Origin of the sequence: Vallicoccus soli, from assembly GCF_003594885.1 — a bacterium.
GTDB lineage: Bacteria > Actinomycetota > Actinomycetes > Motilibacterales > Motilibacteraceae > Vallicoccus > Vallicoccus soli.
On sequence record NZ_QZEZ01000002.1, the window covers coordinates 184,175 to 208,269 of the forward strand.

Below are 24,095 nucleotides of genomic sequence, written 5' to 3' on the forward strand. Positions count from 1 at the left end.
CGGTGAGGCTACCCGTCAGTCCGTGTAGACCCGGACCGCGGGCGGCTCCTCGCCGGTGGGGGGCACGCGCTGGCTCTGCAGCGCGAACTCCATGACCTCCTTGACCACGGGGCCCGCCGTGGAGCCGCCGCCGCTGCCGCTGCGGGGCCGCTGCAGGGCGACGTAGACGACGAGCTGCGGGTCGTCCGCGGGCGCCACCTGGACGTACGACATGGTCCAGCCGGAGTAGCCGCCGGCCTCCTCGTCGAACCGGTTCGCGGTGCCGGTCTTGCCGGCGGTGCGGTACCCCGCGATGGCGGTCGCCGGGGCCGTGCCGTCCTCGCCGACGACGGCCTCCATCATCCGCACGACCGCGTCGGAGGTCTCCTCGCTCACGACCCGCTCGCCCTCGCGCACCGGGTTCTCGCGCACGGTGCCGTCGGGGGCGACGACCCGCTCGACGAGCCGGGGGTGCACCCGCGTGCCGCCGCCGACCACGCCGGCCACGGCCGCGGTCATCTGCACCGCGTTGACCGAGTAGCCCTGGCCGAAGGTCAGCGTGTACGGCGTCGTCGCCGACCAGGTCTCCTCCGGCGGCAGGTAGCCGGGCTGCTCCGGCAGCCCGAGGCCGACCGGCTCGCCGAGGCCGAAGCCGCGGAAGTACGGCAGCAGCTCGGAGAAGCCCATCCGCTCGGCGGCGAGGATCTGCCCGATGTTGCTCGAGCGGGCGATCGTCCCGGCGTACGTCATCCCGACCGTGCCGTGGTCCTCGAAGTCCTTGAAGCTGTCGCCGCCGCGGGCGAGCCGGTTCGGGATCGTCAGCGCCGTCTCGGGGGTGACCGCGCCCTCCTCGACCACCGCGGCGGCGGTGAGGAGCTTGCCGACGCTGCCCGGCTCGTACGCGTCCTGCAGCGCGCTGTTGCCGCGCGCCTCCTCGGGGGTGCCGCCGGGGTCGGCAGGGTCGAGCGTCGGGGCGGTCGCCATGGCGAGGATGTCGCCGTCGACGGTCATGACGACGGCCTGGCCGCTGAGGGCCCCCGTCTCCTCGACCTTGCGGGCGAGCGCGTCCTGCGCGACCCACTGCACGTCCCGGTCGATGGTGAGCACGACGTCGTCGCCGGGCACCGGGTCCTCGCTGACGCTCTGCCCCAGGGGGATCTCGCGCCCGTCCGGGCTGCGCTCGTACGTCGTGTGCCCGTCCCGCCCGTCGAGCTCGTCGGCCAGGGCCAGCTCCACGCCGCCGAGCGGGCGCCCGTCGCCGCTGAGGAAGCCGAGCACGTTGCCGGCCAGGTCCCCGCTCGGGTACGTCCGCCGCGTCGTGCTGCCGCCGTAGAGGCCGACCGGGCGGCCGGTGCGGACCTGCCCGTCCTCGTCGCGCAGCACGCTGCCGTCGCGAGCCCGCAGCGGCATCGACCGGGTGACCCGGTCCCACTGCTCGGGCGTCACCGCGGACGCGACGACGACGTAGCGCCGCTCGCCCGTCAGGCGCTCGGTGAGGTCGTCGACGTCGATGCCCAGGATCGGCGACACCGCCTCGGCGATCGCGCGCGGGGTGGAGCTGCTCTCCGCGATCTGCTGCTGGTCGGCGGTGACCCGCACCGCCTCGACGCTGGTCGCCAGCGGGACGCCGTGCGTGTCGGTGATGCTGCCGCGCTGGGCGATGAGGGTGACCTCGCGCAGCCGGTTCTTCTCCGCCGCCGCGGCGTACGCCGACGCGTCGAGCCCCTGCAGCTGCACGAGGCGGCCCAGGAAGAGGGTCAGGACGATCGCGACGACGAGCATCGCCGCACGCAGGCGCGCGCGCCCGTCGGCGAGGCGCAGCGTCGCCGGGGGGCGCGGCGCGGGCCGGGGGCCGCGCGCGGGGGCCGGCCCGGGTCGGCGGCGCGCGCCGGGGCGCGGGTGGGGCGCCCGGCGCCGGGGCGGGGGCAGCTCGCGGTCGCTCACCGGCGGCCCTCCCCCTGCTGCTCGCCCTGCTGCTCGTCCTGCTGCTCGTCCTGCGCCCCGCCGCCGCGCTGGGCCGCCCGCTGCTCCTGGCCGCGGTCCGCCCCCGTCGAGCGCGGCGGGGCGGGCGGCGCCTCGGCGGGCTCCGGCACGCCGAGCACCCGCCCGGTCGTCGGGTCGATGAACGCCGGCGCCCCGCTGGGCACCATGCCGAGCGCGGAGGCCCGCTGCGCCAGGCTCGCCGGCGACTCCAGCTGGGCGAGCTCCTGCGCGAGCGCCTCCTCGCGGTCGGCGAGGGACTCCGACGTGGTCCGCAGGTCGTCGGCGACGAAGGCGCCCTGCGCCAGCGCCGTGTTGAGCATGAGGAGGCAGAGCAGCCCGCCGGTGAGCAGCCCGGCGACGAGCAGCGCGAAGGGCAGGCGCGCCGCCCGGCGCCGCGGCGGGGGGACCAGGCGCAGCGCAGCGCGCCCCAGCGCGTCGGCGCGCGCGGCCGGGGCGCCGGCGAGCGCGGTGGCGCCGCGGCCGCGGGCCGGGCCCGTCGTCGCGCGGGCGGCGGTGCCCGTGGCGGCGGAGCGCGGGCCGGGAGCCGCGGCGGGGGCGGGGGCCCCGGCGGCTGCGGCGCCGGTGCGCGCGGCGGTGGCCCCGCGCGCGGCGTACCGGCGCGCAGGGCGGCCGGCGGGCAGGTCGGCGGTGCTCATCGGCCCCTCCCTGTGGTGCTCGTGCGGGTCGGTCGTCGGGGCGCGGCGGCGCCCTGGGCGCGGTGCGCGCGCGAGGCGCCGGGGCGCAGCCGCTCGGCGGCGCGCAGGCGCACCGAGGCGGCGCGCGGGTTGGCGGCGACCTCCTCCTCGGTCGCCGCCTCCGCGCCGCGGGTCAGCGGGCGCAGCAGCGGCCGGTGCTCGGGCAGCTCCACGGGGAGCCCCGGCGGCGCGGTGCTCGCCGCGTCGGCGGTGAGCACGCGCTTGGCCACGCGGTCCTCCAGCGAGTGGTACGACATCACGACGACGCGCCCCCCGACGGCCAGGGCGTCGACCGCCGCGGGCACCGCGCGCTCGAGCACCTCGAGCTCGGCGTTCACCTCGATCCGCAGGGCCTGGAAGGTGCGCTTGGCCGGGTGCCCCCCGGTCCGGCGGGTGGCCGCGGGGATCGAGGACCGGACGAGCTCGGCGAGGCGCGCCGAGGTCGTGAACGGCTCGCGCTCGCGCTCGCGCACGATGGCGCCCACGATCCGCTGGGCGAAGCGCTCCTCGCCGTACGTCCGCAGCACGCGCACGAGCTCCCCCGGCGGGTAGGTGTTGACGACCTCCGCCGCGGTGCGCCCCCGGGACTGGTCCATGCGCATGTCGAGGGGCGCGTCGTGGGCATAGGCGAAGCCTCGCCCGCCCTCGTCCAGCTGCAGCGACGACACGCCGAGGTCGAACAGGACTCCGGCGACCGACCCCTCCCGCCCCAGGCCGAGGTCGTCGAGGACGTCCGGCAGCTCGTCGTACACCGCGTGCACGAGGTCGACCCGGTCGGCGGCGGGCGCGAGGCGCGCGCGGGCGAGCCCCAGGGCCTGCGGGTCGCGGTCCAGCCCGACGAGGCGCAGCCCCGGGTGCGCGCGCAGCAGCGCCTCGGCGTGCCCGGCCAGCCCCAGGGTCGCGTCGACCGCGACGGCGCCGGGGGCGTCGAGGGCGGGGGCCAGGAGCTCCAGGCAGCGCCCGAGGAGCACCGGCACGTGCCGCTCGTGCGTCGGCCGCTCGTCCACCGCTCCCCCCTCGCCGTCCCCGCTCCCGCGCCGCTGCCCGCCAGCCGCCCGCCCGACCACCGCGCCCACCGGGGCGCCCCGCGCGCCGTACGGCCAGGTCCCCCACCGGCTCCGCACCGCGGCCCGTCCTGGCGCCGGGGAAGGGGCGCCAGGGGCGGTGCACCACCGGCTCGTCCGGGGCCCGTCCTGGCGCCGGGGAAGGGGCGCCAGGGGCGGGGCACCGGCGGGGCCGGTCGGGTCCGGGGTCGGGAGGAGACCTCGTCGTACGGCGCGCGCGGGCGCGCCCGCTCAGGCCAGGCCGGGCAGCACCTCCTCGGACAGGGAGGAGAAGGTCTCCTCCTGCTCGCCCAGGTACGCCTCCCAGGTGGCGGCGTCCCAGACCTCCATCCGGGTGTTGGCGCCGATGACGACGCAGTCGCGGGTGAGCCCGGCGTACTCGCGCAGCGCGGGCGGCACGGTGATGCGGCCCTGCCGGTCGGGGACCTCGTCGGAGGCGCCGGCGAAGAACACGCGCATGTAGTCGCGCGCGCCCTTGCTCGTGACCGGGGCGGCGCGCAGCTGCTCGGTGACGCGGGCGAACTCCTCGACCGGCCACACGTAGAGGCAGCGCTCCTGGCCCTTCGTCACCACCAGTCCCTCCGCGAACGCCTCCCGGTACTTCGCGGGGAGGATCAGCCGGCCCTTCTCGTCCAGGCGCGGGGCGTACGTCCCGAGGAAGAGGGTCGCCACCGCGCCCACCCCCTCCCCGGCACGCGGCCGGACCCGCGCCCGGCCGCTCCGCTGTCCCCCACGTTACCCCACTCCGCTCCACCGGCAACCACCTCGCGCCCCACGGGCCCCCACGCCCCTCCCCCGGGGAACCCCGCGCGCCGCCGGGACGTCACGCCGGGGGGCCCGCCGGCCCGCTGCGGAAGCGTTCGCAGCGCCCGTCGGCGTCTGTGACACTGGAGGGCAGTGCCGGTGGTGAGCGCGCCGTCGGTGACCACGGGAGGACGCGTGACCGGCAGCACCATCGGCCTCGAGGGCACGGACGGCCCCGCGGGCACTCCCCTCGAGGGCCTCACGTCGACCGCCGCGCGCATCCGCGGGGCCGTGGAGCAGGTCATCGAGGGCAAGCCCGACGTCGTCAAGCTCGCCCTCACGGTGATGCTCGCCGAGGGGCACCTGCTCATCGAGGACGTGCCCGGCGTCGGCAAGACGATGCTGGCCAAGGCGCTGGCGCGCTCGGTGGACTGCTCGGTGCGGCGCATCCAGTTCACGCCGGACCTGCTGCCGAGCGACGTGACCGGCGTGAGCATCTTCGACCAGGAGCGGCGCGACTTCGAGTTCAAGCCGGGCGCGGTGTTCGCGAACATCGTCGTCGGCGACGAGATCAACCGCGCCAGCCCCAAGACGCAGAGCGCGCTGCTCGAGTCCATGGAGGAGCGCCAGGTCACCGTCGACGGCACGACGTACCCGCTCGCCTCGCCCTTCATGGTCATCGCGACGCAGAACCCCATCGAGATGGAGGGGACCTACCCGCTGCCCGAGGCGCAGCGCGACCGCTTCATGGTCCGGGTCTCCATGGGCTACCCGTCGGCGTCCGCCGAGCTCGCCATGCTCGACAGCCACGGCGCCGCCAACCCGCTCGACGACCTGGAGCCCGTCGCCGACGCGCGCGACGTCGTCAAGCTCGTCGAGGCGGTGCGCTCGGTGCACGTCTCCCCCGCCGTGCGCCAGTACGTGGTCGACCTCGTCGCCGCCACGCGCACCCACCCCGACCTGCGCCTCGGCGCCAGCCCGCGCTCCACGCTGCAGCTGGTGCGCGCGGCGCGCGCGAGCGCGGCGCTGGAGGACCGCGACTACGTGCTGCCCGACGACGTGCAGGAGCTCGCCGGGCCCGTGCTGGCCCACCGGCTGCTGCCGACGGTCGAGGCGCAGATGGCCCGCCGCGGCCCCGAGCAGGTCGTCGCCGACCTGCTCGCCCGGCTGCCCGTCCCGGGGCCCGCCGCGCGGTGAGCGCGGCCCGCCGGGCGCTGCGCGCGCTCACCACCAGGGGCCGCGCCGTCCTCGCGGCCGGCGCCGCGTGCGCCGTCGCGGCCGTGCTCGTCGGTCAGGACGACCTGCTGCGCGTGGGCGTCCTGCTCCTCGTGCTGCCGCTGCTCTCGGCCTGGGCGGTCTCGCGCACGCGCTACCGCCTCTCCTGCGCCCGCGAGGTCTCCCCGCCGCGCATCGCGGTGGAGCAGGAGGGCCGGGTGCTGCTGCGCCTGGACAACCTCTCGCGCCTGCCCACGGGGCTGCTCCTCGTCGAGGACACCGTGCCCGGCGCCCTCGGCGCGCGCCCGCGCTTCGTGCTGGACCGGGTCGAGCCGCAGGGCCGCCGGGCCGTCGCGTACGCCGTGCGCGCCGCGGCCCGCGGCCGCTACGCCGTGGGCCCGCTGCGGCTGCGCCTCGCCGACCCCTTCGGGCTGTGCGAGCTGCGCCGCTCGTTCACCGCGCGCGACGGGGTGACCGTCACCCCGGTCGTCACGCCCCTGCCGCGCACCGGGCTCGGCGGGGAGTGGAGCGGCTCCGGCACCAGCCGCGCGCGCTCGCTCGCCGCGGCCGGCGACGACGACGTCACGACCCGCGAGTACCGGCACGGCGACCCGCTGCACCGGGTGCACTGGCGCTCCACCGCCCGCTACGGCGAGCTCGTGGTCCGGCGCGAGGAGCAGCCGTGGCAGGCGCGGGCCAGCGTGCTGCTCGACGCACGGGCCCGGGCCCACCGCGGCAGCGGGAGCCTGCCCTCCACCTCCTCCCTCGAGGCGGCGGTGTCCGCGGCCGCGTCGGTCGGGGTGCACCTGGCCCGGGCCGGCTACCAGCTGCGGGTCGCCACCCAGGACGGCCCGCTCGTCGGCGGCGGGCACGGCCTGCCCGGCTCGTCCGACGTCGCCGCCGTCGAGGCCGAGGGGCTGCTCCTCGACGCCCTCGCCGTGCTCTCCCCCGGCGGGGGCCCCGGGCTCGGGGCCCTGCTGCCGGCGCTCGGCGGCGCCTCCGACGCGCTGCTCGTCGCCGTCCTCGGGGCCCTCGAGCCGCACGAGGCCGGCGAGCTCGCGCGCCGGCACGCCGGGCGCGGCGCCGCCGTGGCCGTGCTGCTCGACGTCGAGACGTGGTCCGAGCGCGCGCCGGCGCGACCGCCGGCGCGCCCGGTCGCGGCCCCGGACGACCCGGTCGGGCGGACCGCCGCCCTGCTCGCCGCCGAGGGCTGGCGGGTCCTGCGCCTCGGGCGCGGCGACGACCTCGCGGCGCTCTGGCCGCTCGCCGCCGGCCCGTCCGGCGCGGCGACCGCCGGGGAGCGGGTGACGGCATGACCCACCGCACCCGCCTCACCGCCGCCTCCGCCCTCGCCACGCTGCTGGCGGCCACCTGCCTGCACGCGCTGTACGGCTCCGGTGCCTGGGTGGTGCCGACCGTGCTCGCCGTCGCGGCGGTGGCGGCCGGCGCCGGCGCGGCCCGCCACCTGCTCCTGCCGCGCACGCTCGTCCCCGTCGCGGGCCTGCTCGGGCTGCTGCTCCTGCTCGTCGGCTGGTTCGCCGGGCAGCAGGCCCTGCTCTGGGTGCTGCCCACCCCGGCCGCGCTGGGGGCGCTGCGCGACCTCCTCGAGCAGGGCGGGGTGCTCCTCGGCGAGTACGCCGCCCCCGTCCCCCCGGAGCCCGGGCTGCTGCTGCTCGCCGCGGGCGGGGTGGGCCTGCTCGCGGTCGTCGTGGACACGCTCGCGGTGACCCTGCGGCGCCCGGCGCTGGCCGGCCTCGCCCTCGGCGCGCTGTGGGTCGTCCCGCCGGCGGTCACCGTCGAGGGCGTGGGCTGGGTGCCCTTCTGCCTCGGCGCGGCCGGCTGGCTGCTCCTGCTCATGCTCGACAACCGCGAGCGGGTCACCCGCTGGGGCCGGCAGGTCGACGGGACCGGGCGCAGCGCGTACGAGAGCGCCCGCCCGCTCGGCGTGGTCGGGCGCCGGGTCGGCGCGGCGAGCCTCGCCGCGGCGGTCGCCGTGCCGGCGCTGCTGCCGGGCCTGACCTCGGGCCTGCTCGACGGGACCCTCGGCCCCGGCGGCGGCGGCGGCGGGAGCGGCGGCACCACCGTCGACGTGTCCAACCCGCTCATCGACCTCGGCGCCGACCTCAACCGGCCCGAGGACCGCGAGCTCATCCGCTACCGGACGACCGACGAGTCGCCGGGCTACCTGCGCCTCGTCGTCCTCGACGACTTCACCGGCCGCACGTGGGCGCCCACCGAGCTCGAGGTCGACGACGACCAGACGGTGCAGCGGGGCCTCGCCGAGCCGGTCGGGCTGCGCAGCGGCGTCGCCACCGCGGGCGTCACCACGGACGTCGAGGTGCTCGACTACCGCACCCGGTGGCTGCCGCTGCCCTACCCGGCGCAGCAGGTCGACGTCGAGGGGCACTGGCTCTGGGACGAGGAGACGTTCAACGTCTTCTCCACGGACATCACCACGGAGGACCTCGACTACCGGGTCCGCAGCCTCGACGTCGTCCCCACCGCCGAGCAGCTGCGCGACGCCGGGCGCACGGAGGGCCTCGACCGGTTCCTCGCCCTGCCCGACGGCGTGCCCGAGCCCGTCCTCGAGGCGGCCCGCGAGCGCACCCGCGGCGCGGAGACCCCGTACGACCAGGCCCTCGCGCTGCAGGAGTGGTTCCGCGACCCGGACGTCTTCACGTACGACGAGGAGGCGCCCGACGGCAACGGCGTGGAGGCGCTCGAGGCGTTCCTCGCCGACCGCCGGGGCTTCTGCGTGCACTTCGCCTCGGCCATGGCGGTCATGGCGCGCAGCCTGGGCATCCCGGCGCGGGTGGCGGTGGGGTTCACCCCGGGCCAGCGGGTCGAGGGCGGGGGCTACTCCGTCGGCTCTCACGACGCGCACGCGTGGCCGGAGCTGTACTTCGAGGGCGTCGGCTGGGTGCCCTTCGAGCCGACCCCTGCCGCGCGCACCGGCTTCGGCTTCGACTGGGCGCAGCCCGAGGCGCCCGAGGCCGCGACGCCCACCCCGAGCGCCCCGACGCCGGCGCCGACCGCGGCCGTGCCCGGCAGCCAGGGCGGCGCGGACCGCTCGGTCGACCCGCTCGCCGTGGAGGGCTCTTCCGGCTCCGGCGGGGGCGGCGGCCCCGACGTGCCGTGGCGCGGGCTGGGCGCGCTGGCGCTGGCCGCGCTCGCCCTGCTCTCCCCGGCCCTGGCCCGCGCCGCCGTGCGCCACCGGCGCTGGTCGCGCGCCACGACCCCGGCCGCGCTCGCCGCGGCCGCCTGGGCCGAGCTGCTCGACACCGCCGTCGACCACGGCGCCACCCTGCCCCCCGCCGCCGCCACGCCGCGCCGCGTGGCGGAGGACCTCGCCCACCAGGGCCGCCTCGGCGAGGCGCCCGCCGCCGCCGCGGCCCGCGTCGCGCGCGCGGCCGAGCGCCTGGCGTACGCCCGCGACGTCGGCGACGTCGGCGACCTGCGCGCCGACGTCGAGGCCGTCGAGGACGCCCTCGTCGAGCGCTCCGGCCGCCGCGGCTCCTGGCGCGCCCGCCTCCTGCCCGCCTCCCTCACCCGCAGCGCCCGCACCGGCCTGGACTCCCTGCGCGCCCGCCCCCTCCCCGCCCGCCGCTGACCGCTGGCGGCGGGGCCTGCTGCCCGGGGTGCGCGCAGGGCGGTGCGACGGGGGCGGCGGGGGTGGGGCTGCCGGTGGGACCCGGGGGCCTCCCGGGGCCTGCTGTCCGGTCCGCACCCACGACGGTCGCCCGGAGCCGACGGTCGCCCGGAGCGGCGCGCCGACCCGGACCGCGAACCCCTCGTCCGGTGAGCACCCACAACAGTGCCGCGGGAGCGGGACGTCGGTCGGGACCGCGGGGCTCCTGTCCGCTGTGCACCCGCAACGCTGCGGCTGGGAGCGGCGTGTCGCGCGGCGGGGCCCGCGACACGCCGTGCGCTGGGTGCGCACATCGGACGTGAGGCTCCGGGGCGGCGAGCCTGGCGTCGGGCGGCTGGCACGCGATGGGCGGGGGGGCGAGCGGGAGCCGGCAGCAGGGGGGTCGACTGGTGGCGGGAGTCGACGGCCAGCGAGTCGCCGAGGAGCGGGAGTCGAGGAGCCGGAGTCACCGAGGAGCCGGAGTCGAGCGCCTGGCTCGTCCGGCCGGTCCGGGTACGCCGACGCCCGCGGCCCCTGGAGGGGACGCGGGCGTCGGGGACGTACGAGGTGGGGCTGGTCAGCGACCGCCCTCGTCGCGGCGCTTGTTCCAGCGCTCCTCGAGGCGGCCCATGAAGGAGCCGCTGCCGGAGCGCTGCTTGGCGCGGCGGGCCCGGGGTGCGGGGCCGCTGGCGGTCGCGCTGCCGGGGACGGTGAGGTCACCGGGGCCGGGGATCTGGCGCAGGCTCGACAGCGCGAAGAAGGCCGAGGCGAGCATGACGAGGAAGCCGAGGACGCTGACGAGCAGCAGGCCGTCGACGATGACACCGGTGAGGAGCAGGGCGATGCCCGCGAGGAAGCCGACGGACGCCTTGAGGACCCGGCGGCGGTGGTGGGTGCGGGGGTCCGCGCCGCGCAGCGATGAGGCGAACTTCGGGTCCTCGGCTTGCAGCGCTCGCTCCATCTGCTCGAGCAGTCGCTGCTCGTGCTCGGAGAGCGGCACGATGTCCTCCTCGCAGGACGATCCGCGCTGGTGGCGCGGGCTGGGCCTCAGGATATGCGTCGATCGGGTCGCACGAAACCCGGCCTGTGAACTCCAACGCCCTCGCGGTCGCGGGAGTGCCCGGGCGGTGACCCGGACGGGTGAGCAGTTCCCCGCGGAGACCCTCCTCACCCCCCGCCCCGGCGTGTCGCGCGCGGTTCCGTCGCGGCGCCCCGCCGGTCGACGAGCGCGGCCGGGCGGACCGCCCCGGCGCCGAAGCGCAGCACCGCCCGGTCGACCGCCAGCTCGGCCTCGCGCCACCCCTCGGCGCGCTCGTCGAGCACGAGCTGGCGGGGGGTGCGCTCGGTGTCGGAGAGGCCCTCGACCCGCACCCCGACCAGGCGGAGCCGGGCGCGGTCGAGGCCGAGGGCGTCGTACAGCTGGCGGGCCGTGGCGTAGACGACCCGGCCGACGTCGGTGGCCTCGCGCAAGGTCCTGGCCCGGGTGATCGTCGTGAAGTCCGCGAACCGGACCTTCAGCGTGACGGTCCGCCCCTGCTGCCCGCCCGCGCGCAGCCGGGCGGCGACCCGCTCGGACAGGCGCAGCAGCTCGCGGCGCACCACCTCGGGGTCGTCGACGTCGCGGGCGAAGGTCTCCTCCGCGCCGACGCTGCGCTCGGGCTCCTGGGCGACGACGCGCCGCTCGTCGCGGCCCCAGGACAGCGCGTGCAGGTGCGCGCCGGCGGTCGGGCCGAGCACCCGCTGCAGGGTGCGCACGGGGGTGTGGGCGACCTCCCCGACCGTGCGCAGCCCGAAGCGCAGGAGCGTCGCCTCGGTCGCGGGGCCCACCCCCCACAGCGCGCCCACGGGCAGCGGGTGGAGGAACTCCACGACCTCGTCGCGGGGCACGACGAGGAGCCCGTCGGGCTTGCTGCGGGTCGAGGCGAGCTTGGCCACGAACTTCGTCGAGGCGACGCCCACCGAGCAGGTGATGCCCTGCTCGTCGGCGATGCGGTCGCGGATGCGCTGGCCCAGCACCGCGGGGCTGCCCCAGCGGCGCAGGGCGCCGGCCACGTCGAGGAACGCCTCGTCGAGCGAGAGCGGCTCGACGAGCGGCGTCACCGCGCGGAACACCTCCATGACGCCCGCGGAGACCCGGGCGTACTCCTCGGGGTCGGGCCGCAGCACCACCGCCGACGGGCACAGCCGGCGGGCGCGCGACATCGGCATCGCCGAGTGGACGCCGTGGGCGCGCGCCTCGTACGTCGCGGAGAGGACCACGCCCCGGCTGTCGCCGCCGCCGACGATGACCGGCAGCCCGTGCAGGTCGGGGCGCTCGCGCAGCGACACCGACGCGTAGAAGGCGTCCATGTCGACGTGCAGCACCGTGCAGCCGGTGTCGTCGGGCGCCCCGGCCCCGGCGGGGCGCCGGGTGCCGGCACCGGACCGCTCGAGCTGGCGCCGGCTCACGACCCGCCCCCCGGCGGGTGCGGGACCGCGGGCCGGCCCGCGCCGGGGCGGGTGCTAGCCGCGGACGGCGAGGACGTGCAGCTGCGTGGCGATCGCGGCGAGGGCGGGGTGGGACGACGCGGCGGCCTCGAGGGCGAGCAGGGCGTCCGCGGCCCCCGGCTCGGCGTCGACGAGCGCCCCCGGTACGAGGTCGGTGAGCACGCGGACCCCGTGCACCCGCTCCACCCGCAGGCCGGCGGCCTCGACGAGCCCGCTGAGCTCGCCCGGCGTGAACCGGCGCGGGACCGGGTCGCCGCTCCCCCAGCGCCCGTCGGGGTCGTCGAGGGCGTGGCGGGCCTCGCCGAAGTGCCCGGCGAGGGCGCGCGCGAGCACGACGGCGGTGCGGTTGGCCGCGAGCAGGCTGAGCGTGCCGACGGGGCGCAGGGCGCGCACGAGGTGCCCGACCGCCTCCTGCGGGTCGTCGACGTGCTCGAGCACGCCGTGGCAGACGACGACGTCGGCCGACGCCGCGTCGACGACGCCGAGCAGCCCGCTCGTGTCGCCCTGCACGGCGCGGACCCGGTCGCTGACGCCGGCCTCGGCCGCGCGGCGCTCGAGCGCGGCGAGGGCATCGGGGCTGGGGTCCACGACGGTCGTGCGGTGCCCGGCGAGGGCGAGGGGCACCGCCGAGCCGCCGGTGCCGCCGCCCACGTCGAGCACGTCGAGGGCCTCGCGGCCGAGGGCCTCGCCCTGGCGGGCGACGGCCTCGCGCAGCGCGCCCTCCACGAGGGCGGTGCGCAGCGCGCTGCGGGCCCGGGAGCGCTCGCCGGCCCCGCCGGCGGGGCCTGGACGGGCGGACGGGCGCTCGACCACGGGTGGTCTCCTCGGGGGGCTCGCCGGCCCCGGGGGGCGCGGACGACGACGGCTGCGGGCGGGGCCCACCCTAGTGAGGCCGGGGCCGGGCCGAGCGGCTCACGCACCGGAGCTGCCCGGGCTCGAGTGCCAGAGCTTGCGCGGGGCGCTCTTGGAGTCGCCGCCGGCCGGCTTGACGTCGGCGTAGGGCGACTGGCGGAACCCGCTGGCGTGCACGAGGACCCGCCGCCCGCCGAGCGCCGGGCCCATCCCGCCGGCGCGGCGCTGCGGGGCCCCCGCGGGGTCGTCGCCGCCGAACTCGCGCGGCTCGTACACCTCCGCCGAGCCGCCCACCGGCGGGCGGGCCATCACCGGCCGGCTCGCCCGGCTCTCGGCCGCGCCGGCGACGGCCTGCTCGGTGACGCCGGACACCGGCGCGCGCAGGCCGTGCGTGAGCCCCATGACCGCCTCCATGCCGCCCTCCTGCCAGGCGGCGAAGAGCGCCGGCAGCTCCCAGCAGCCGGTGGCCCGCATCGAGACCCCGCGCGGGCCGGTGCGGCGCAGCACCCCCCGCACGACGAGCAGCCAGGAGTGGAAGACCGTCGCGGCGTAGGGGCCCTGGGCGTCCTCGAAGAAGGTGGCGTCGACCGGGCCCGTCGCGTCGTCGAGCGTCACGAAGACGACGCGGCGCCCGGAGCGGATCGGCGGGGTCTGGGTGGCCACCTTGACGCCGGCGACGAGCAGGTCGGACCCGCTGCGGCGGTGGCGCATCTCCGGCGCGCGGGTCGTGCCGAGCTCGTCGAGGAACGGGCGGTAGAAGTCGACGACGTGCCGGCTGACGTCGAGCCCGAGCACCTCGAGCTCGGCGCGGACCCGGTCGGCCCCGCTCATCTCGGGCAGCCCGCTGGGCTGCGCCTCGTCGGGGGCGTCGCCCAGCTCGAGGGCGAGCTGCACGGGCTCGGGCTCCACCGCGCGCGGCGCCCGCGACTGGCGGGCGGCGAGCCGGTGCGCGTCAGCGCCGGGGCGCCCCCGCTCGCGGGTGGTGACGAGCTCGGCGTCGACCGCCGCGCGGGCGAGCGCGCCGGCCCGCGCCGCGGCGGCGTCGGCCGCCGGGTCGGGCCCGGCGCCCGCAGCACCCGGGGCCCCCGGGGCCCCCGCCCCGGGAGCACCGCCAGCGCTCGCAGCACCGGAACCCGCAGCGGCACCACCGCCGGGCGCCCCGCGCCCCCGGCGCCGCGAGGCCCCGCGGGCGGCGCGCGCGGTCGCGCGGGACCAGCGGTCGAGCTCGGCGACCTGCAGGAGCAGGTCGCGGCGGGTCACCTGCCCCCGGCGGCGCCGGGCCGGGGCGGGCGGCATGGCGAGGAGCACGTCGTCGTCCCCGTTCCCGCTCCCCCCGCCCTGCCCGTCCCCGCCCCCCGTGCCGGCGGGCAGCGCCAGCCCCGCGCCGAGGGAGGTGCCGATGCCGTAGAGCCCGTCGAACGCGCCGGCGACGACGAGCCGCTCGACGACGGGCCGGGACGTGCCGGTGCGGTGCCAGAAGTCGGCGAGGGAGCCGTACGGGCGCCCGGCGAGGATGCGCGCGACCTCGGCCTCGGAGATGCCCTTGACGTCGGACAGGCCCAGGCGGATGCCGTGCGCCCGCGCGTCGGGCAGCCCCGGCTCGGGTGCCTGGCGCGGCGCGCGGCCGAGGACGACCGGCGGCGGCTCGTCGTAGGGCGCGACGCGCTCCACGTGGTAGCCGGCCCCGGAGCGGTTGACGTCGAGGCCGAGCACGGCGATGCCGAACTGGCGTGCGTCGTCGAGGATGAGCCGCTTGGGGTACATCCCGGGGTCGTGGGTGAGCACCCCGGCGAGGAACGCGGCGGTGTGGTGCGCCTTGAGCCAGGCCGACTGGTAGGTGGGCAGGGCGAAGGCGGCGGCGTGGGCCTTGCAGAAGCCGAAGGACGCGAAGGCCTTGAGCACCTCCCACACCCGGTCGACGACGGCCCGGTCGTAGCCGCGGTCGCGGGCGAGCGGGCGGAACCACGCCTCGACCTCGGGCTGGGTCTCCGGCGAGCCGAGGGCGCGGCGGGCCTCGTCGGCCTCGGCGAGGGTGCAGCCGGTGAGGGCCTCGACGATGCGCAGCACCTGCTCGTGGAAGACGACGACGCCGCACGTCTCCTCGAGGGCGGGGCGCAGGTCCTCGTGGAGGTACTCCGCGTCGCGCCACCCCTGCCGGGCCATGAGGAACGGCGTCACCATGTCGCTCTTGACCGGGCCGGGCCGGAACAGCGAGATGTCGGTGATGAGGTCGCCGAAGGTCTCGGGGGCGAACTTGCCGACGAGCTCGCGCTGGCCGGGCGACTCGATCTGGAAGCACCCGAGGGTGCGGGTGGACTGGATGAGCCGGTACGTCGCGGGGTCGTCGAGCGGCACGGCGTCGAGGTCGACCTCGACGCCGTCGACCCGGGCGACCTCGGCCGCGGCGTGCGCCATCGCCGACTGCATGCGCACCCCGAGCACGTCGAGCTTGAGCAGGCCGAGGTCCTCGACGTCGTCCTTGTCGAACTGGCTCATGGGGAAGCCCATCCAGCTGGCCTCGACGGGGGTGCGGTCGAGCAGCGTGGTGTCGGACAGCAGGACCCCGCAGGGGTGCAGCGCGACGTGCCGGGGCAGGCCGTCGAGGCGCTCGACGAGCCGGAAGAGCAGGTCGAGGCGGGCCGCGCCGATGCCCGAGGCCCGCAGCTCCGGCAGCTCGGCGAGGGCGAGGCGCGCGTCGCGGGCGCGGATGTGCGGGAACGCCTTGGCGAGCGCGTCGACCTCGCCCGGGGGCAGGCCGAGCGCGGCGCCGACGTCGCGGATGGCGTGGCGCACCCGGTAGGTGTCCATCATCGACACGCAGGTGCAGCGGTCGCCGCCGTAGCGCTCGAGGATGCGCTCGTAGATCTCGGTGCGCCGGGCGGACTCGACGTCGACGTCGATGTCGGGCAGCTGCGCGCGCAGCGGGGACAGGAAGCGCTCCATGAGCAGGCCGTGCGCCAGCGGGTCGACGCCGGAGACGCCGAGCAGGTAGTTGACGAGGCTGCCCGCGCCCGAGCCGCGGGCGGCGCAGCGCACGCCCATGCCCTTGATGAGGTCGACGACGTCGGCGACGGTGAGGAAGTACGACGGGTAGCCCAGGCGCCGCACGACCTCGAGCTCGTCGTCGAGCCGGCCCTGCACCGCCCGCCGCTGCCCGTCCGACGCCCCGGGGTAGCGGGTCGGCACGGCCTCCTCGCAGCGCCGGCGCAGCAGGACGTCGGCCGGCACCCGCCGCCCGTCCTCGAGCACCGCGCCGCTGACCACGTCGAGCTCGGGGAAGCGGACCTCCCCGATGCCGAGGTCGCGGCGCGGGTCGACCGCGCAGCGCTCGGCCAGGCGGCGGGTGCCGGCCAGCAGCTGCGCGGCCCCGCCGGACGGGCCGGAGCCGTCGAGCCCGGCCGCGCGCGCCACCTCGTCGGCGACGAGGGCCATCTCCTTGCCGCCCTTGAGGTAGCCCTCGGCGGTGCGCCGGTCGACGTGGCGCACGTCGAGGGCGACGAGCCGGCGGGCCGCGTCGAGGACGTCGGCGGTGGGGGCGTCGGAGCGGTCGGCGTAGCGCACCGCGTTGGAGAGCACCGCGCCGAGCCCCTCCTCGCGGGCGAGGCCGAGGACCCGGGCGGCGCGCACGGTGTCGCCGTCGCCGCGGTGCGAGACCACCTCGAGCTGCAGGTCGCCGGGGCCGGTGGCCTCGCGCCAGCGGCGCAGCACCGCGCGGGCGAGGTCGGGCCGGCGGGCGGCGAGGGCGCGGGCGGGCTCGGACTGCGGGCCGAGCAGGACGACGAGCCCGCCCTCCCCCGCCAGGTCCACGTGCTCGGCGACGAGGTCGAGGGTGCTCACCGGCCGGCCCCGCTCGCCGCGCAGGTGCGTCGCGGACACCAGCCGGCACAGCGCCGCCCAGCCGGGCCCGCTCGTGGCGAGCAGGGTGACCCGCGGGTGGCGCGGGTCGACCGAGGCGCCCCCGCGCGCGGGGGTGCGCCGCGCCGCGGCGGCGCCCGCCGCGCCGCGCAGCGCGGGGTGGACCCCCTGGAGCAGCCCGGTGGGCTCCACCGCGAGGTCGACGCCGAGGATCGGGCGGACCCCCGCGGCCTGGCAGGCCTTGACGAACTTCACCGCGCCGTAGGTGCCGTCGCGGTCGGTGAGGGCGAGCGCGTCCTGGCCGAGGTCGGCCGCGCGGCCCACGAGGACGTGGGGCAGCGAGGCGCCGTACCGCAGCGAGTAGCCGGACGCGACGTGCAGGTGGACGAACGGGTCGCTCACGCGGGCCCGCCCCCGCGGTGCTCGTGGGGCGGCGACGGCAGGGCCGGCTGGACGGTGAGCCCGAGCGTCGTCTCCACGAGGGCCAGGAACGCCTCGACGTCGCGCAGCAGGTCGTCGGCCTCGCGGGTGCTCACGGCGCGGCGCAGCCCGGCCTCGGCGGCGGCCCGCTTGCCGGCGCCGGCGGCGAAGAACGCCGCCCACTCCCCGAGCTCGGGCGCGGCGTCGGCGAGCAGCACCCAGGCACTGCGCGGGGAGGAGCGCCGCCCGGCCGGGCGGGCGCGCACGGCGAGCACGGCCGCGGCACCGCGCAGCGCGGCGAGGTGGGCCCCCGCGTAGCGCTCGGCGTCGTCGTCGGCGAGCGCCGCGGCGGCGGCGCCGCGGTGGGCCAGGCGCAGCAGGTCGAGGGCGGCGACGGGGACCGGCGCGCCGTAGGGGCGGGCGGGCGGGCGGGTGGGCACGGGCTCGGCGCCGCGGGCGGACCGGGCGGCCCGCTCGGAGCGGGCGGAGCGGGCGGAGCGGGCGAGGGGGGTGCGGGTGCCGGTGCTCATCGTCGGCGCCTCAGTCCATCGCTCGGGCGAGCGTCCAGGACCCGGAGGCCCCGTCGAGGCACAGGTCGTAGACGCCGCTGCCGGCCGCGCGCCCCGCGCTGGCCTCCACCCGCCACACCTCGCGCTCGGCGTCGTCGACGGCGAGCCCGCCGAGGGGCGGCGCCCCGGTCCCGCCGTCGGCGCCGGCCACGTCGGTGCCCAGCAGCGCCCGCGCCCCGGCCCCGCTCCACCACGTGCCGACCTCGACCCAGTGGTCGAGGACGTCGCGCACGACGTAGAGCCGGCCGCGCCACAGGAACTGCGCGGGCTCGTCGTCGCGGCGTCGCACGTCCACCTGCTCGTCGTAGCGCCGGGTCATGCCGCCTCCCCTGTCGTGCACCCGAGGGCGGCGCGCAGCCGCCCTCCCGTCCGGACCCGGCAGCGGCGGGGGAAGGCGCCGCGACGGGTCGCCACCGCTCCGGGCGGGCGCTTCCCCACGCCCGCCCGGAGCGGCGGTTGCGTACCCTCCAGGGGTGCGGGGGTCGAACGACCGCGCCCCCGGAGGGCACCTGCCCGAACATCTGTTCGAACAGGACGAGAGTAAACCTCCCCGCCGCCCGCCGCGTCAACGCGGGCCCCGGCCCCGAGGCTTCACCCGCCCGCCCCCCGCCGGACCCCCGCCCGCCGCCCCCGCGCCCCGGGGCCCCGGCACGGTCGGGGCGCGCGCGAGCACCCCCGGCCACGAGCCGCGAGGGGGCGCCCCGCGCGACCCCGGACGAGCAGGACGCGAGCAGCGGAGGCACCGGAATGCCCCACGGGCACGAGCACGACCACGACCACCACCACGAGCACCACCACCACGGCGCGGGGCAGGGGGCGCCGGACTGGGCCGACCCCGCCGACGACCGCCCGCTGTCGGTCTCGCGCCGGCGGTTCCTCGCCGGCGTGGGCGCCACGGGAGCGGCCGCCGTCGTCGCGGGCCCCGGTGCCGCCGCCCCCGCGAGCGCGGCCGAGGCGCAGGTGCGCACGACGAACGCGTGGGGCCCGCGGCGCTACCTCGCCGGCGACCACCACATCCACACCACGTACTCCCCCGACGCGATGTACGAGGTCGCCACGCAGGTCGCGCAGGCCCGCCGGTACGGCCTCGACTGGGTCGTCATGACCGACCACGGCGGCGTCGCGCACCAGAAGCTGTCGATCGACCAGATCACCCCGGAGATCGAGGCGGCCCGCCGGGCCTTCAAGGACGTCCTCGTCTACCAGGGCCTGGAGTGGAACATCCCCGGCGCCGAGCACGCGACCGTGTTCCTGCCCCCGGGCCGGCGCACGGTGGAGGTCCTCAAGGCGTTCGAGGGGGCGTACGACGGCGGGATCCTCGCCGACACCGGCGTCATCGCGCGCTCGACGTCGTCCGAGGGCGAGCCGTACGCGCTGGAGGCGCTGCGCTTCCTGGAGGCGCAGGTGCTCTCCGGCCGCGTCCCGATCGCGCTCATGCTCGCCAACCACCCGGCCCGCCGCGGCATCGACAGCCCGCACGAGCTGCGCGGCTGGCGCGACAGCGCGCCGGGCGTGGCGATCGGCATGGAGGGCGCGCCGGGGCACCAGGCGGCGGGCATCCCCGTGGAGCAGGGCGGCCTCGGCGACGACCGCGGCTACTACGGCGGCGCCCCCTCGCCGGACAGCTTTCCGGGCTACGACCCGACCGAGGACGAGAACCCGTACCGGACCTACGGCGGCTTCGACTGGATGACGGCCAAGCTCGGCGGCGTCTGGGACTCGCTGCTCGCCGAGGGCCGCGGCTGGTGGGTGACCGCGACGTCGGACTCGCACCAGGTGCACCTCGACACCCGCGTGCAGGGCCCGCTCGACTTCGAGCAGTACGGGCAGAAGGGCGCGCCGGTCGAGACCGGCACCCCGCAGGTGCGCGGCGACTTCTGGCCGGGCTTCTACTCCAGCACGGTCGTCGGGTCGCGCTCGCGGGCGTACGTCGACCTCATGCGCGGCCTGCAGGCCGGCGAGGTCCTCGCCGTGCACGGCCGGGTCATCGACGGGCTGGACCTGCGGGTGCGCTCGCTCGGCGAGGGCGACCGGCGCGGCGTGACGCTGGGCGGGCGGACGTACGTGCGCCGCGGCGACGACGTCGAGGTCACCGCGACCGTGCACCTGGCCGGCGGGCCGAACTTCTCCGGGGAGATCCCCCGCCTGGCCAAGGTCGACCTCATCGCCGGCCCGGTGACCGGCCCGGCGGTGGACCGCGACACCATGACGGCGCCGGGCACGCAGCTCGTCGACACCTTCGAGGTGCCCTCGCGCCGGCGCGGCACCTTCCGCGTGAAGTACGTCTTCCGCGACGTGGACGGCCCGTTCTACCTGCGCCTGCGCGGCTCGGACGGCAACCGGCTGACCGCGGACGGCGGCCCGGTGCAGGACGTGCCGGGCGACGCGGACCCGTGGTCGGACCTGTGGTTCTACGCCAACCCGGTCTTCGTGGACGTCCTCTGAGCGGCCACTGGGCGGGTGTCGTCCCGGCTCCCCGGGGCGGCACCCGCGCCAGCGGGCACGCCGCGGAGCACGACGCGCTCCAGGCGCTGGCCGCGCTGGGGCTCGAGCCGGACCTCGTCGCGACCCACGTGCTCGACGGGCTCTCCCCCGCCCGTACGGCCGTCACGGCGCGCCTCGCCGCCCCGCTGACCGCCGGGCAGGTGGGGGCGCTGGCCGCGTCGACCGGGGGCGCCGCGGTGGCGGACGGCGGCCTGCGCGCGGGCCCGGGGGACGTCGCCGCGGCGGCGGAGGGCGCGCTGGCCGAGGCGCGCGCGCTCCGCGGGGGCCGCCTGGTGCGCTTCCCGGGGCAGGGGGCGCTCACCGGCGACCTGCCCGTGGCCGAGCTGGTCCGGCGCTGCGCGGTCGACCGGGTGGCCGGCTCGGGCACGCGGGTGGGGCCCGAGGACGTGGTGGCGACGGCCGGCTTCGTCCGGCCGCGGGCCCGCGGCGGCGAGGTCGTCCTGCTCGTCGAGCGGGTGCGGGGCGGGCGGCTGCGGCCGCTGGAGGTGGAGCACCCGCACGAGTGCTGCGGGGGCGCGCACTGACGCCGGCGCGGGGTGGGAGCATCGGGCCGTGCCCGACGCCCCCACCCTGCGCCGCGCCCGCACGGCGGACGTGCGGACCGTCCGCCGGCTCATCGACACCTACACGGCGGACCGGATCCTGCTGAGCAAGGCGACGGTGACCCTGTACGAGGACGTGCAGGACTTCTGGGTGGCCGAGCTCGGCGGCGAGGTGGTCGGCTGCGGCGCGCTGCACGTGCTGTGGGAGGACCTCGCGGAGGTCCGCTCCCTGGCCGTGGACCCGGCGGTGCGCGGGCACGGCGTGGGCGGCGCCCTGCTGGACCGGCTCGTCGAGCTGGGCCGCGAGCTCGGGGTGCGCCGGCTGTTCTGCCTCACCTTCCAGACCGCGTTCTTCGGCAGCCGCGGCTTCCGCCCGATCGAGGGGGCGCCGGTGGCGCCGGACGTCTACGAGCAGCTCCTGCAGTCCTACGACGAGGGCGTGGCGGAGTTCCTCGACCTGGAGCGGGTCAAGCCCAACACCCTGGGCAACACCCGGATGCTGCTGCACCTGTGAGCGCCTAGCCTGGCGGGACCCCGCGAGGAAGGACCTCCCGCTGAGCCCGCTGAGCACCGACCCGCCCGAGCTCGTCACGCTGCACCTGTGGGGCGTCCCGGCGAGCGCTGTCCCCCGGGCCGTGGCGCGCATGGCCCTGGACCGCCGGCCGGTGCGCCGCGCGCCGGGCGCGCGCTTCGCGAAGCTGCTGGGCACCGGCGACGGGCGCACGTTCACGGTGCGCGACGCGGACCCGCGGCACTGGGGCCTGCTGGTGGCGTGGGACTCCGCCGCGGACGCGGGGGCCTTCGAGCGCTCGCGGACCGTGCGGGCGTGGGGCGCGATGGCCGAGGAGTCGCTGCGCGTGGCGATGCGGCCGCTGGCCTCGCGCGGCACCTGGGCCGGGCGGACCCCGTTCGGCGAGCCGCGCGGCGGGCGCCACGAGGGGCCGGTGGCGGCGGTGACGCGGGCGCGGCTGGTGGCCCGGCGGGCGCTGACGTTCTGGCGGGCGGTGCCGCCGGTGTCGGCGGACCTGCACCGCTCCCCCGGCCTGCGCCTGGCCGTGGGGGTCGGGGAGGCGCCGCTGGGGCTGCAGGGCACGTTCTCGCTGTGGGACAGCGGGCGGGCGCTGTCGGGCTTCGCGTACGGGCGCCCGGCGCACCTCGAGGCGGTGCGGCGCACCGCGGAGGTGGGCTGGTACGCCGAGGAGCTCTTCGCCCGGTTCGCGGTCCTCGACGCGGACGGGACCTTCGGCGGGCGGGAGCCGCTGCGGTGAGGCCGTGCCCGGCGGCGCTCCGGGTGGGCCCCGCCTAGACTCCGGGGGGTGACGGTCCACGACGTGGCGGCGCCGCCGCGCCCCCTGCTGCGCGCCCTGCCGTGGGCCCTGGCCGCCGCGGTGGTGCTGGCGCAGGTCGCGTACCCGCTGCTCGACGGCGAGCCGCTGCGGCTGGTGACGATCGTCACGGTGCTGCTGTTCGCGGCGGCGTCGACGGCGCACGCCGCGGTCGAGCACGGGGCGGCCTGGGCGGCGCGGCTCGTCGCGGTCGTGGTCGGGGTCTCCCTGTCCGCCGAGGTCCTCAGCGTGGCAACCGGTTTCCCCTTCGGGCGGTACGAGTACGCCGGCACCCTCGGCCCGCAGCTGGCCGGGGTGCCGCTGCTGGTGCCGCTGGCGTGGCTGATGTTCGCCTACCCGGCCTTCGTCGTGGCCCGGCGGCTGGCCCGCCGGTGGGTGCCGCTCGTCGGCGGCCTGGCGCTGGCGTCGTGGGACCTCTACCTCGACCCGCAGATGGTCGAGGCGGGGCACTGGGTGTGGGAGCACCCCGACCCCGCCCTGCCGGGGCTGCCGGGGATCCCGCTGACGAACTACGCGGGCTGGGTCCTCGTCGCCGTCGTCGTCATGGCCCTGCTCGACCGCCTGCCGAGGACCCCCGGGGCGGACGACCGCCAGCCGGTGGCGCTGTTCCTCTGGACCTGGGCCGGCTACGCCCTCGGCGCCGCGGTCTTCATGGGGCGGCCGGTGAGCGCGCTGTACGGCGCCGTCGCCATGGGCTGCGTCGCCGTCCCGCTCCTGCGCTCGCTGCGCCGCCGGTGAGCCGGCTCGTCCGCGCCGCCTCCGCCGGCGCGGTGGCGCTCACCGCCCACACGGTGCTCAACCTGCGGCTGCTGCGGGTGCCCCCTGCCGACCCGCCGCCGGTGGCGGACCCGGTCTCGGTCCTGCTGCCGGTGCGCGACGAGGCGCACCGGGTGGGGCCGTGCGTGGCCGCGCTGCTGGCCCAGGAGGGGGTGCCCGACCTCGAGGTGCTGGTGCTCGACGACGGTTCGCGGGACGGGACGGCCGACGTCGTGCGCCGGACCGCGGGCGGCGACCCGCGGCTGCGGGTGGTCGGGGGCGCGCCCCCGCCCGCGGGGTGGCTCGGCAAGCCCCACGCGTGCGACCAGCTGGCCGGGCTGGCCCGCGGCACCGTCCTCGTCTTCGTCGACGCCGACGTCGTGCTCGCCCCGCACGCGGTGGCGTCCACGGTGGCGCTGCTGCGCTCGACGGGGCTGGACCTGGTGTCGCCGTACCCGCGGCAGGTCGCCCTCTCCCCCGCCGAGCGGCTCGTCCAGCCGCTGCTGCAGTGGTCCTGGCTCACGACGCTGCCGCTGCGCCTGGCCGAGCGCTCCCCGCGGAGCTCGCTCGCGGCGGCGAACGGCCAGCTGCTGGCGGTCGACGCGCTGGCGTACCGCTGGTCGGGCGGGCACGCCGCGGTCCGCGACCAGGTCCTCGACGACATCGCCCTGCTGCGCGCGGTGAAGCGCTCCGGGGGGCGCGGCGTCGTCGCGGACGGGACAGCGCTTGCCTCCTGCCGCATGTACGACGGCTGGCTCGACCTGCGCGACGGCTACAGCAAGTCGCTCTGGTCCGCGACGGGGTCCCTCCCGGCGGCGGCCGCGACCCTCGGGGCGCTCGGCCTGCTCTACGTCGTGCCGCCGCTGGCGGCGCTGCGCGGCTCCCGCGCCGGGGCGCTCGGGTACGCCGCCGCCGTGGCCGGGCGCGCCCTGGTCGCCCGGCGCACCGGCGGGCGGGTGTGGCCGGACAGCCTGGCCCACCCGGTGTCGGTGCTGGCGCTGGGCTGGCTCACGGCCCGGTCCTGGCGGCTGCGCCGGCGCGGCGGGCTGGCCTGGAAGGGCAGGCCGGTCGGCTGAGCGCCCCCCGGTCCCCGAGCCCCCCGGCGGGGGTCCGCGGCTCAGCGGGAGCGGATGTCCCGCTGGCGCACGTCCCCGTCGGGGGTGCGGACGGTGCGCTCCTCGATCCGGGTGCGCGACGCCCGGCCGGTGGTGAGCAGCGTGAGCAGCAGGCCGAGCGCGCCGGCGCCCATGACGATCCAGCCGACCGCCTGCAGGTCCACGCCGTCGACGCGGTCCGCGACGGCGAAGGCCAGGACGGCGCCCACCGCGAGCAGGAGCACCGAGCTGCCGATGCGCATGACGACCTCCTCGTCGGCCGGACCACCCGGCCTGCAGGAGGTGTCCCCGCGGGTCCACCGCCGCAGGCTGCGCCGGACGGGTGACGCTCGCCGGCACC

General features: G+C 78.5%; 20 protein-coding genes. 9 read left to right on the forward strand and 11 right to left on the reverse strand.

Features of this window, described 5'->3' with window-relative positions; all coding sequences use genetic code 11:
- Positions 1–15: 15 nt before the first annotated feature.
- From D5H78_RS06050 to mraZ, 4 genes are all read right to left on the reverse strand, one after another.
- Positions 16–1,923, reverse strand: a complete 1,908-nt coding sequence (locus D5H78_RS06050) for a peptidoglycan D,D-transpeptidase FtsI family protein (RefSeq protein ID WP_119949541.1) — start codon at positions 1,921–1,923, stop codon at positions 16–18.
- Positions 1,920–2,618: a cell division protein FtsL gene (gene ftsL, locus D5H78_RS06055; RefSeq protein ID WP_119949542.1), complete on the reverse strand. Its 699-nt coding sequence runs from the start codon at positions 2,616–2,618 to the stop codon at positions 1,920–1,922. Before ftsL ends, D5H78_RS06050 begins: the two co-directional genes overlap by 4 nt.
- Positions 2,615–3,664 (reverse strand): 16S rRNA (cytosine(1402)-N(4))-methyltransferase RsmH, encoded by a 1,050-nt coding sequence (gene rsmH / locus D5H78_RS06060; RefSeq protein ID WP_119949905.1) that lies wholly within the window; start codon positions 3,662–3,664, stop codon positions 2,615–2,617. The genes ftsL and rsmH overlap by 4 nt, the downstream gene beginning before the upstream one ends.
- Before the next feature lie 288 nt (positions 3,665–3,952).
- A complete protein-coding gene (gene mraZ, locus D5H78_RS06065) occupies positions 3,953–4,393 on the reverse strand; it encodes a division/cell wall cluster transcriptional repressor MraZ (protein WP_119949906.1) in 441 nt (146 codons plus the stop codon).
- Positions 4,394–4,675: 282 nt separating this feature from the next.
- On the opposite strand from mraZ, the gene D5H78_RS06070 reads away from it, so the two are divergent.
- The 3 genes from D5H78_RS06070 to D5H78_RS06080 are packed head-to-tail and all read left to right on the forward strand — an operon-like array spanning position 4,676 to position 9,290.
- Positions 4,676–5,662 carry an AAA family ATPase gene (locus tag D5H78_RS06070; RefSeq protein ID WP_119949907.1) on the forward strand — a complete coding sequence of 329 codons (987 nt, stop codon included), beginning with the start codon at positions 4,676–4,678 and terminating at the stop codon, positions 5,660–5,662.
- On the forward strand, positions 5,659–6,996 hold the full coding sequence (locus D5H78_RS06075; protein WP_119949543.1) for a DUF58 domain-containing protein: 1,338 nt from the start codon (positions 5,659–5,661) through the stop codon (positions 6,994–6,996). The genes D5H78_RS06070 and D5H78_RS06075 overlap by 4 nt, the downstream gene beginning before the upstream one ends.
- Entirely contained in the window at positions 6,993–9,290 is a 2,298-nt protein-coding gene (locus D5H78_RS06080) for a transglutaminase TgpA family protein (protein WP_119949544.1), read from the forward strand. The genes D5H78_RS06075 and D5H78_RS06080 overlap by 4 nt, the downstream gene beginning before the upstream one ends.
- 595 nt (positions 9,291–9,885) lie before the next feature.
- Here the strand turns inward: D5H78_RS06080 and D5H78_RS06085 are convergent.
- The 6 genes from D5H78_RS06085 to D5H78_RS06110 form a co-directional block, all read right to left on the reverse strand.
- A complete protein-coding gene (locus tag D5H78_RS06085) occupies positions 9,886–10,308 on the reverse strand; it encodes a DUF3040 domain-containing protein (protein WP_119949545.1) in 423 nt (140 codons plus the stop codon).
- A gap of 167 nt (positions 10,309–10,475) precedes the next feature.
- A complete protein-coding gene (locus D5H78_RS06090) occupies positions 10,476–11,756 on the reverse strand; it encodes a DNA polymerase IV (RefSeq protein WP_119949546.1) in 1,281 nt (426 codons plus the stop codon).
- Between the two features lie 54 nt (positions 11,757–11,810).
- Positions 11,811–12,608 carry a methyltransferase domain-containing protein gene (locus tag D5H78_RS06095; protein WP_218566293.1) on the reverse strand — a complete coding sequence of 266 codons (798 nt, stop codon included), beginning with the start codon at positions 12,606–12,608 and terminating at the stop codon, positions 11,811–11,813.
- Between the two features lie 99 nt (positions 12,609–12,707).
- Positions 12,708–16,904 carry a DNA polymerase III subunit alpha gene (locus tag D5H78_RS06100; protein WP_119949548.1) on the reverse strand — a complete coding sequence of 1,399 codons (4,197 nt, stop codon included), beginning with the start codon at positions 16,902–16,904 and terminating at the stop codon, positions 12,708–12,710.
- Positions 16,901–17,452, reverse strand: a complete 552-nt coding sequence (locus tag D5H78_RS06105; protein ID WP_165865622.1) for an SAV_6107 family HEPN domain-containing protein — start codon at positions 17,450–17,452, stop codon at positions 16,901–16,903. The genes D5H78_RS06100 and D5H78_RS06105 overlap by 4 nt, the downstream gene beginning before the upstream one ends.
- A gap of 10 nt (positions 17,453–17,462) precedes the next feature.
- The gene (locus D5H78_RS06110; RefSeq protein ID WP_119949549.1) at positions 17,463–17,810 is read right to left on the reverse strand and encodes a DUF6504 family protein; all 348 of its coding nucleotides are present in this window, start codon (positions 17,808–17,810) and stop codon (positions 17,463–17,465) included.
- 428 nt (positions 17,811–18,238) lie between these two features.
- On the opposite strand from D5H78_RS06110, the gene D5H78_RS06115 reads away from it, so the two are divergent.
- From D5H78_RS06115 to D5H78_RS06140, 6 genes are all read left to right on the forward strand, one after another.
- Positions 18,239–19,936 (forward strand): PHP domain-containing protein, encoded by a 1,698-nt coding sequence (locus tag D5H78_RS06115; RefSeq protein WP_119949550.1) that lies wholly within the window; start codon positions 18,239–18,241, stop codon positions 19,934–19,936.
- On the forward strand, positions 19,897–20,520 hold the full coding sequence (locus tag D5H78_RS06120) for a hypothetical protein (protein ID WP_133412008.1): 624 nt from the start codon (positions 19,897–19,899) through the stop codon (positions 20,518–20,520). Before D5H78_RS06115 ends, D5H78_RS06120 begins: the two co-directional genes overlap by 40 nt.
- A gap of 28 nt (positions 20,521–20,548) precedes the next feature.
- A complete protein-coding gene (locus D5H78_RS06125; protein ID WP_218566294.1) occupies positions 20,549–21,052 on the forward strand; it encodes an amino-acid N-acetyltransferase in 504 nt (167 codons plus the stop codon).
- A gap of 130 nt (positions 21,053–21,182) precedes the next feature.
- Positions 21,183–21,806, forward strand: a complete 624-nt coding sequence (locus D5H78_RS06130; RefSeq protein ID WP_218566295.1) for a hypothetical protein — start codon at positions 21,183–21,185, stop codon at positions 21,804–21,806.
- 48 nt (positions 21,807–21,854) lie between these two features.
- Positions 21,855–22,622 carry a carotenoid biosynthesis protein gene (locus D5H78_RS06135; RefSeq protein ID WP_218566296.1) on the forward strand — a complete coding sequence of 256 codons (768 nt, stop codon included), beginning with the start codon at positions 21,855–21,857 and terminating at the stop codon, positions 22,620–22,622.
- Positions 22,619–23,716 (forward strand): glycosyltransferase family 2 protein, encoded by a 1,098-nt coding sequence (locus D5H78_RS06140; protein ID WP_119949554.1) that lies wholly within the window; start codon positions 22,619–22,621, stop codon positions 23,714–23,716. Before D5H78_RS06135 ends, D5H78_RS06140 begins: the two co-directional genes overlap by 4 nt.
- Positions 23,717–23,757: 41 nt before the next feature.
- Here the strand turns inward: D5H78_RS06140 and D5H78_RS06145 are convergent, their stop codons facing one another.
- Positions 23,758–23,997: a DUF6458 family protein gene (locus tag D5H78_RS06145; RefSeq protein WP_119949555.1), complete on the reverse strand. Its 240-nt coding sequence runs from the start codon at positions 23,995–23,997 to the stop codon at positions 23,758–23,760.
- Positions 23,998–24,095 lie beyond the last annotated feature (98 nt).

Bases quoted from the DNA above. Each gene is read 5' to 3' on its own strand.
- ftsL (WP_119949542.1), bottom strand. From the start codon at position 2,618: ATGAGCACCGCCGACCTGCCCGCCGGCCGCCCTGCGCGCCGGTACGCC.
- D5H78_RS06080 (WP_119949544.1), top strand. From the start codon at position 6,993: ATGACCCACCGCACCCGCCTCACCGCCGCCTCCGCCCTCGCCACGCTG.
- D5H78_RS06105 (WP_165865622.1), bottom strand. From the start codon at position 17,452: ATGAGCACCGGCACCCGCACCCCCCTCGCCCGCTCCGCCCGCTCCGCC.
- D5H78_RS06110 (WP_119949549.1), bottom strand. From the start codon at position 17,810: ATGACCCGGCGCTACGACGAGCAGGTGGACGTGCGACGCCGCGACGAC.
- D5H78_RS06115 (WP_119949550.1), top strand. From the start codon at position 18,239: ATGCCCCACGGGCACGAGCACGACCACGACCACCACCACGAGCACCAC.
- D5H78_RS06130 (WP_218566295.1), top strand. From the start codon at position 21,183: ATGGCCCTGGACCGCCGGCCGGTGCGCCGCGCGCCGGGCGCGCGCTTC.
- D5H78_RS06145 (WP_119949555.1), bottom strand. From the start codon at position 23,997: ATGCGCATCGGCAGCTCGGTGCTCCTGCTCGCGGTGGGCGCCGTCCTG.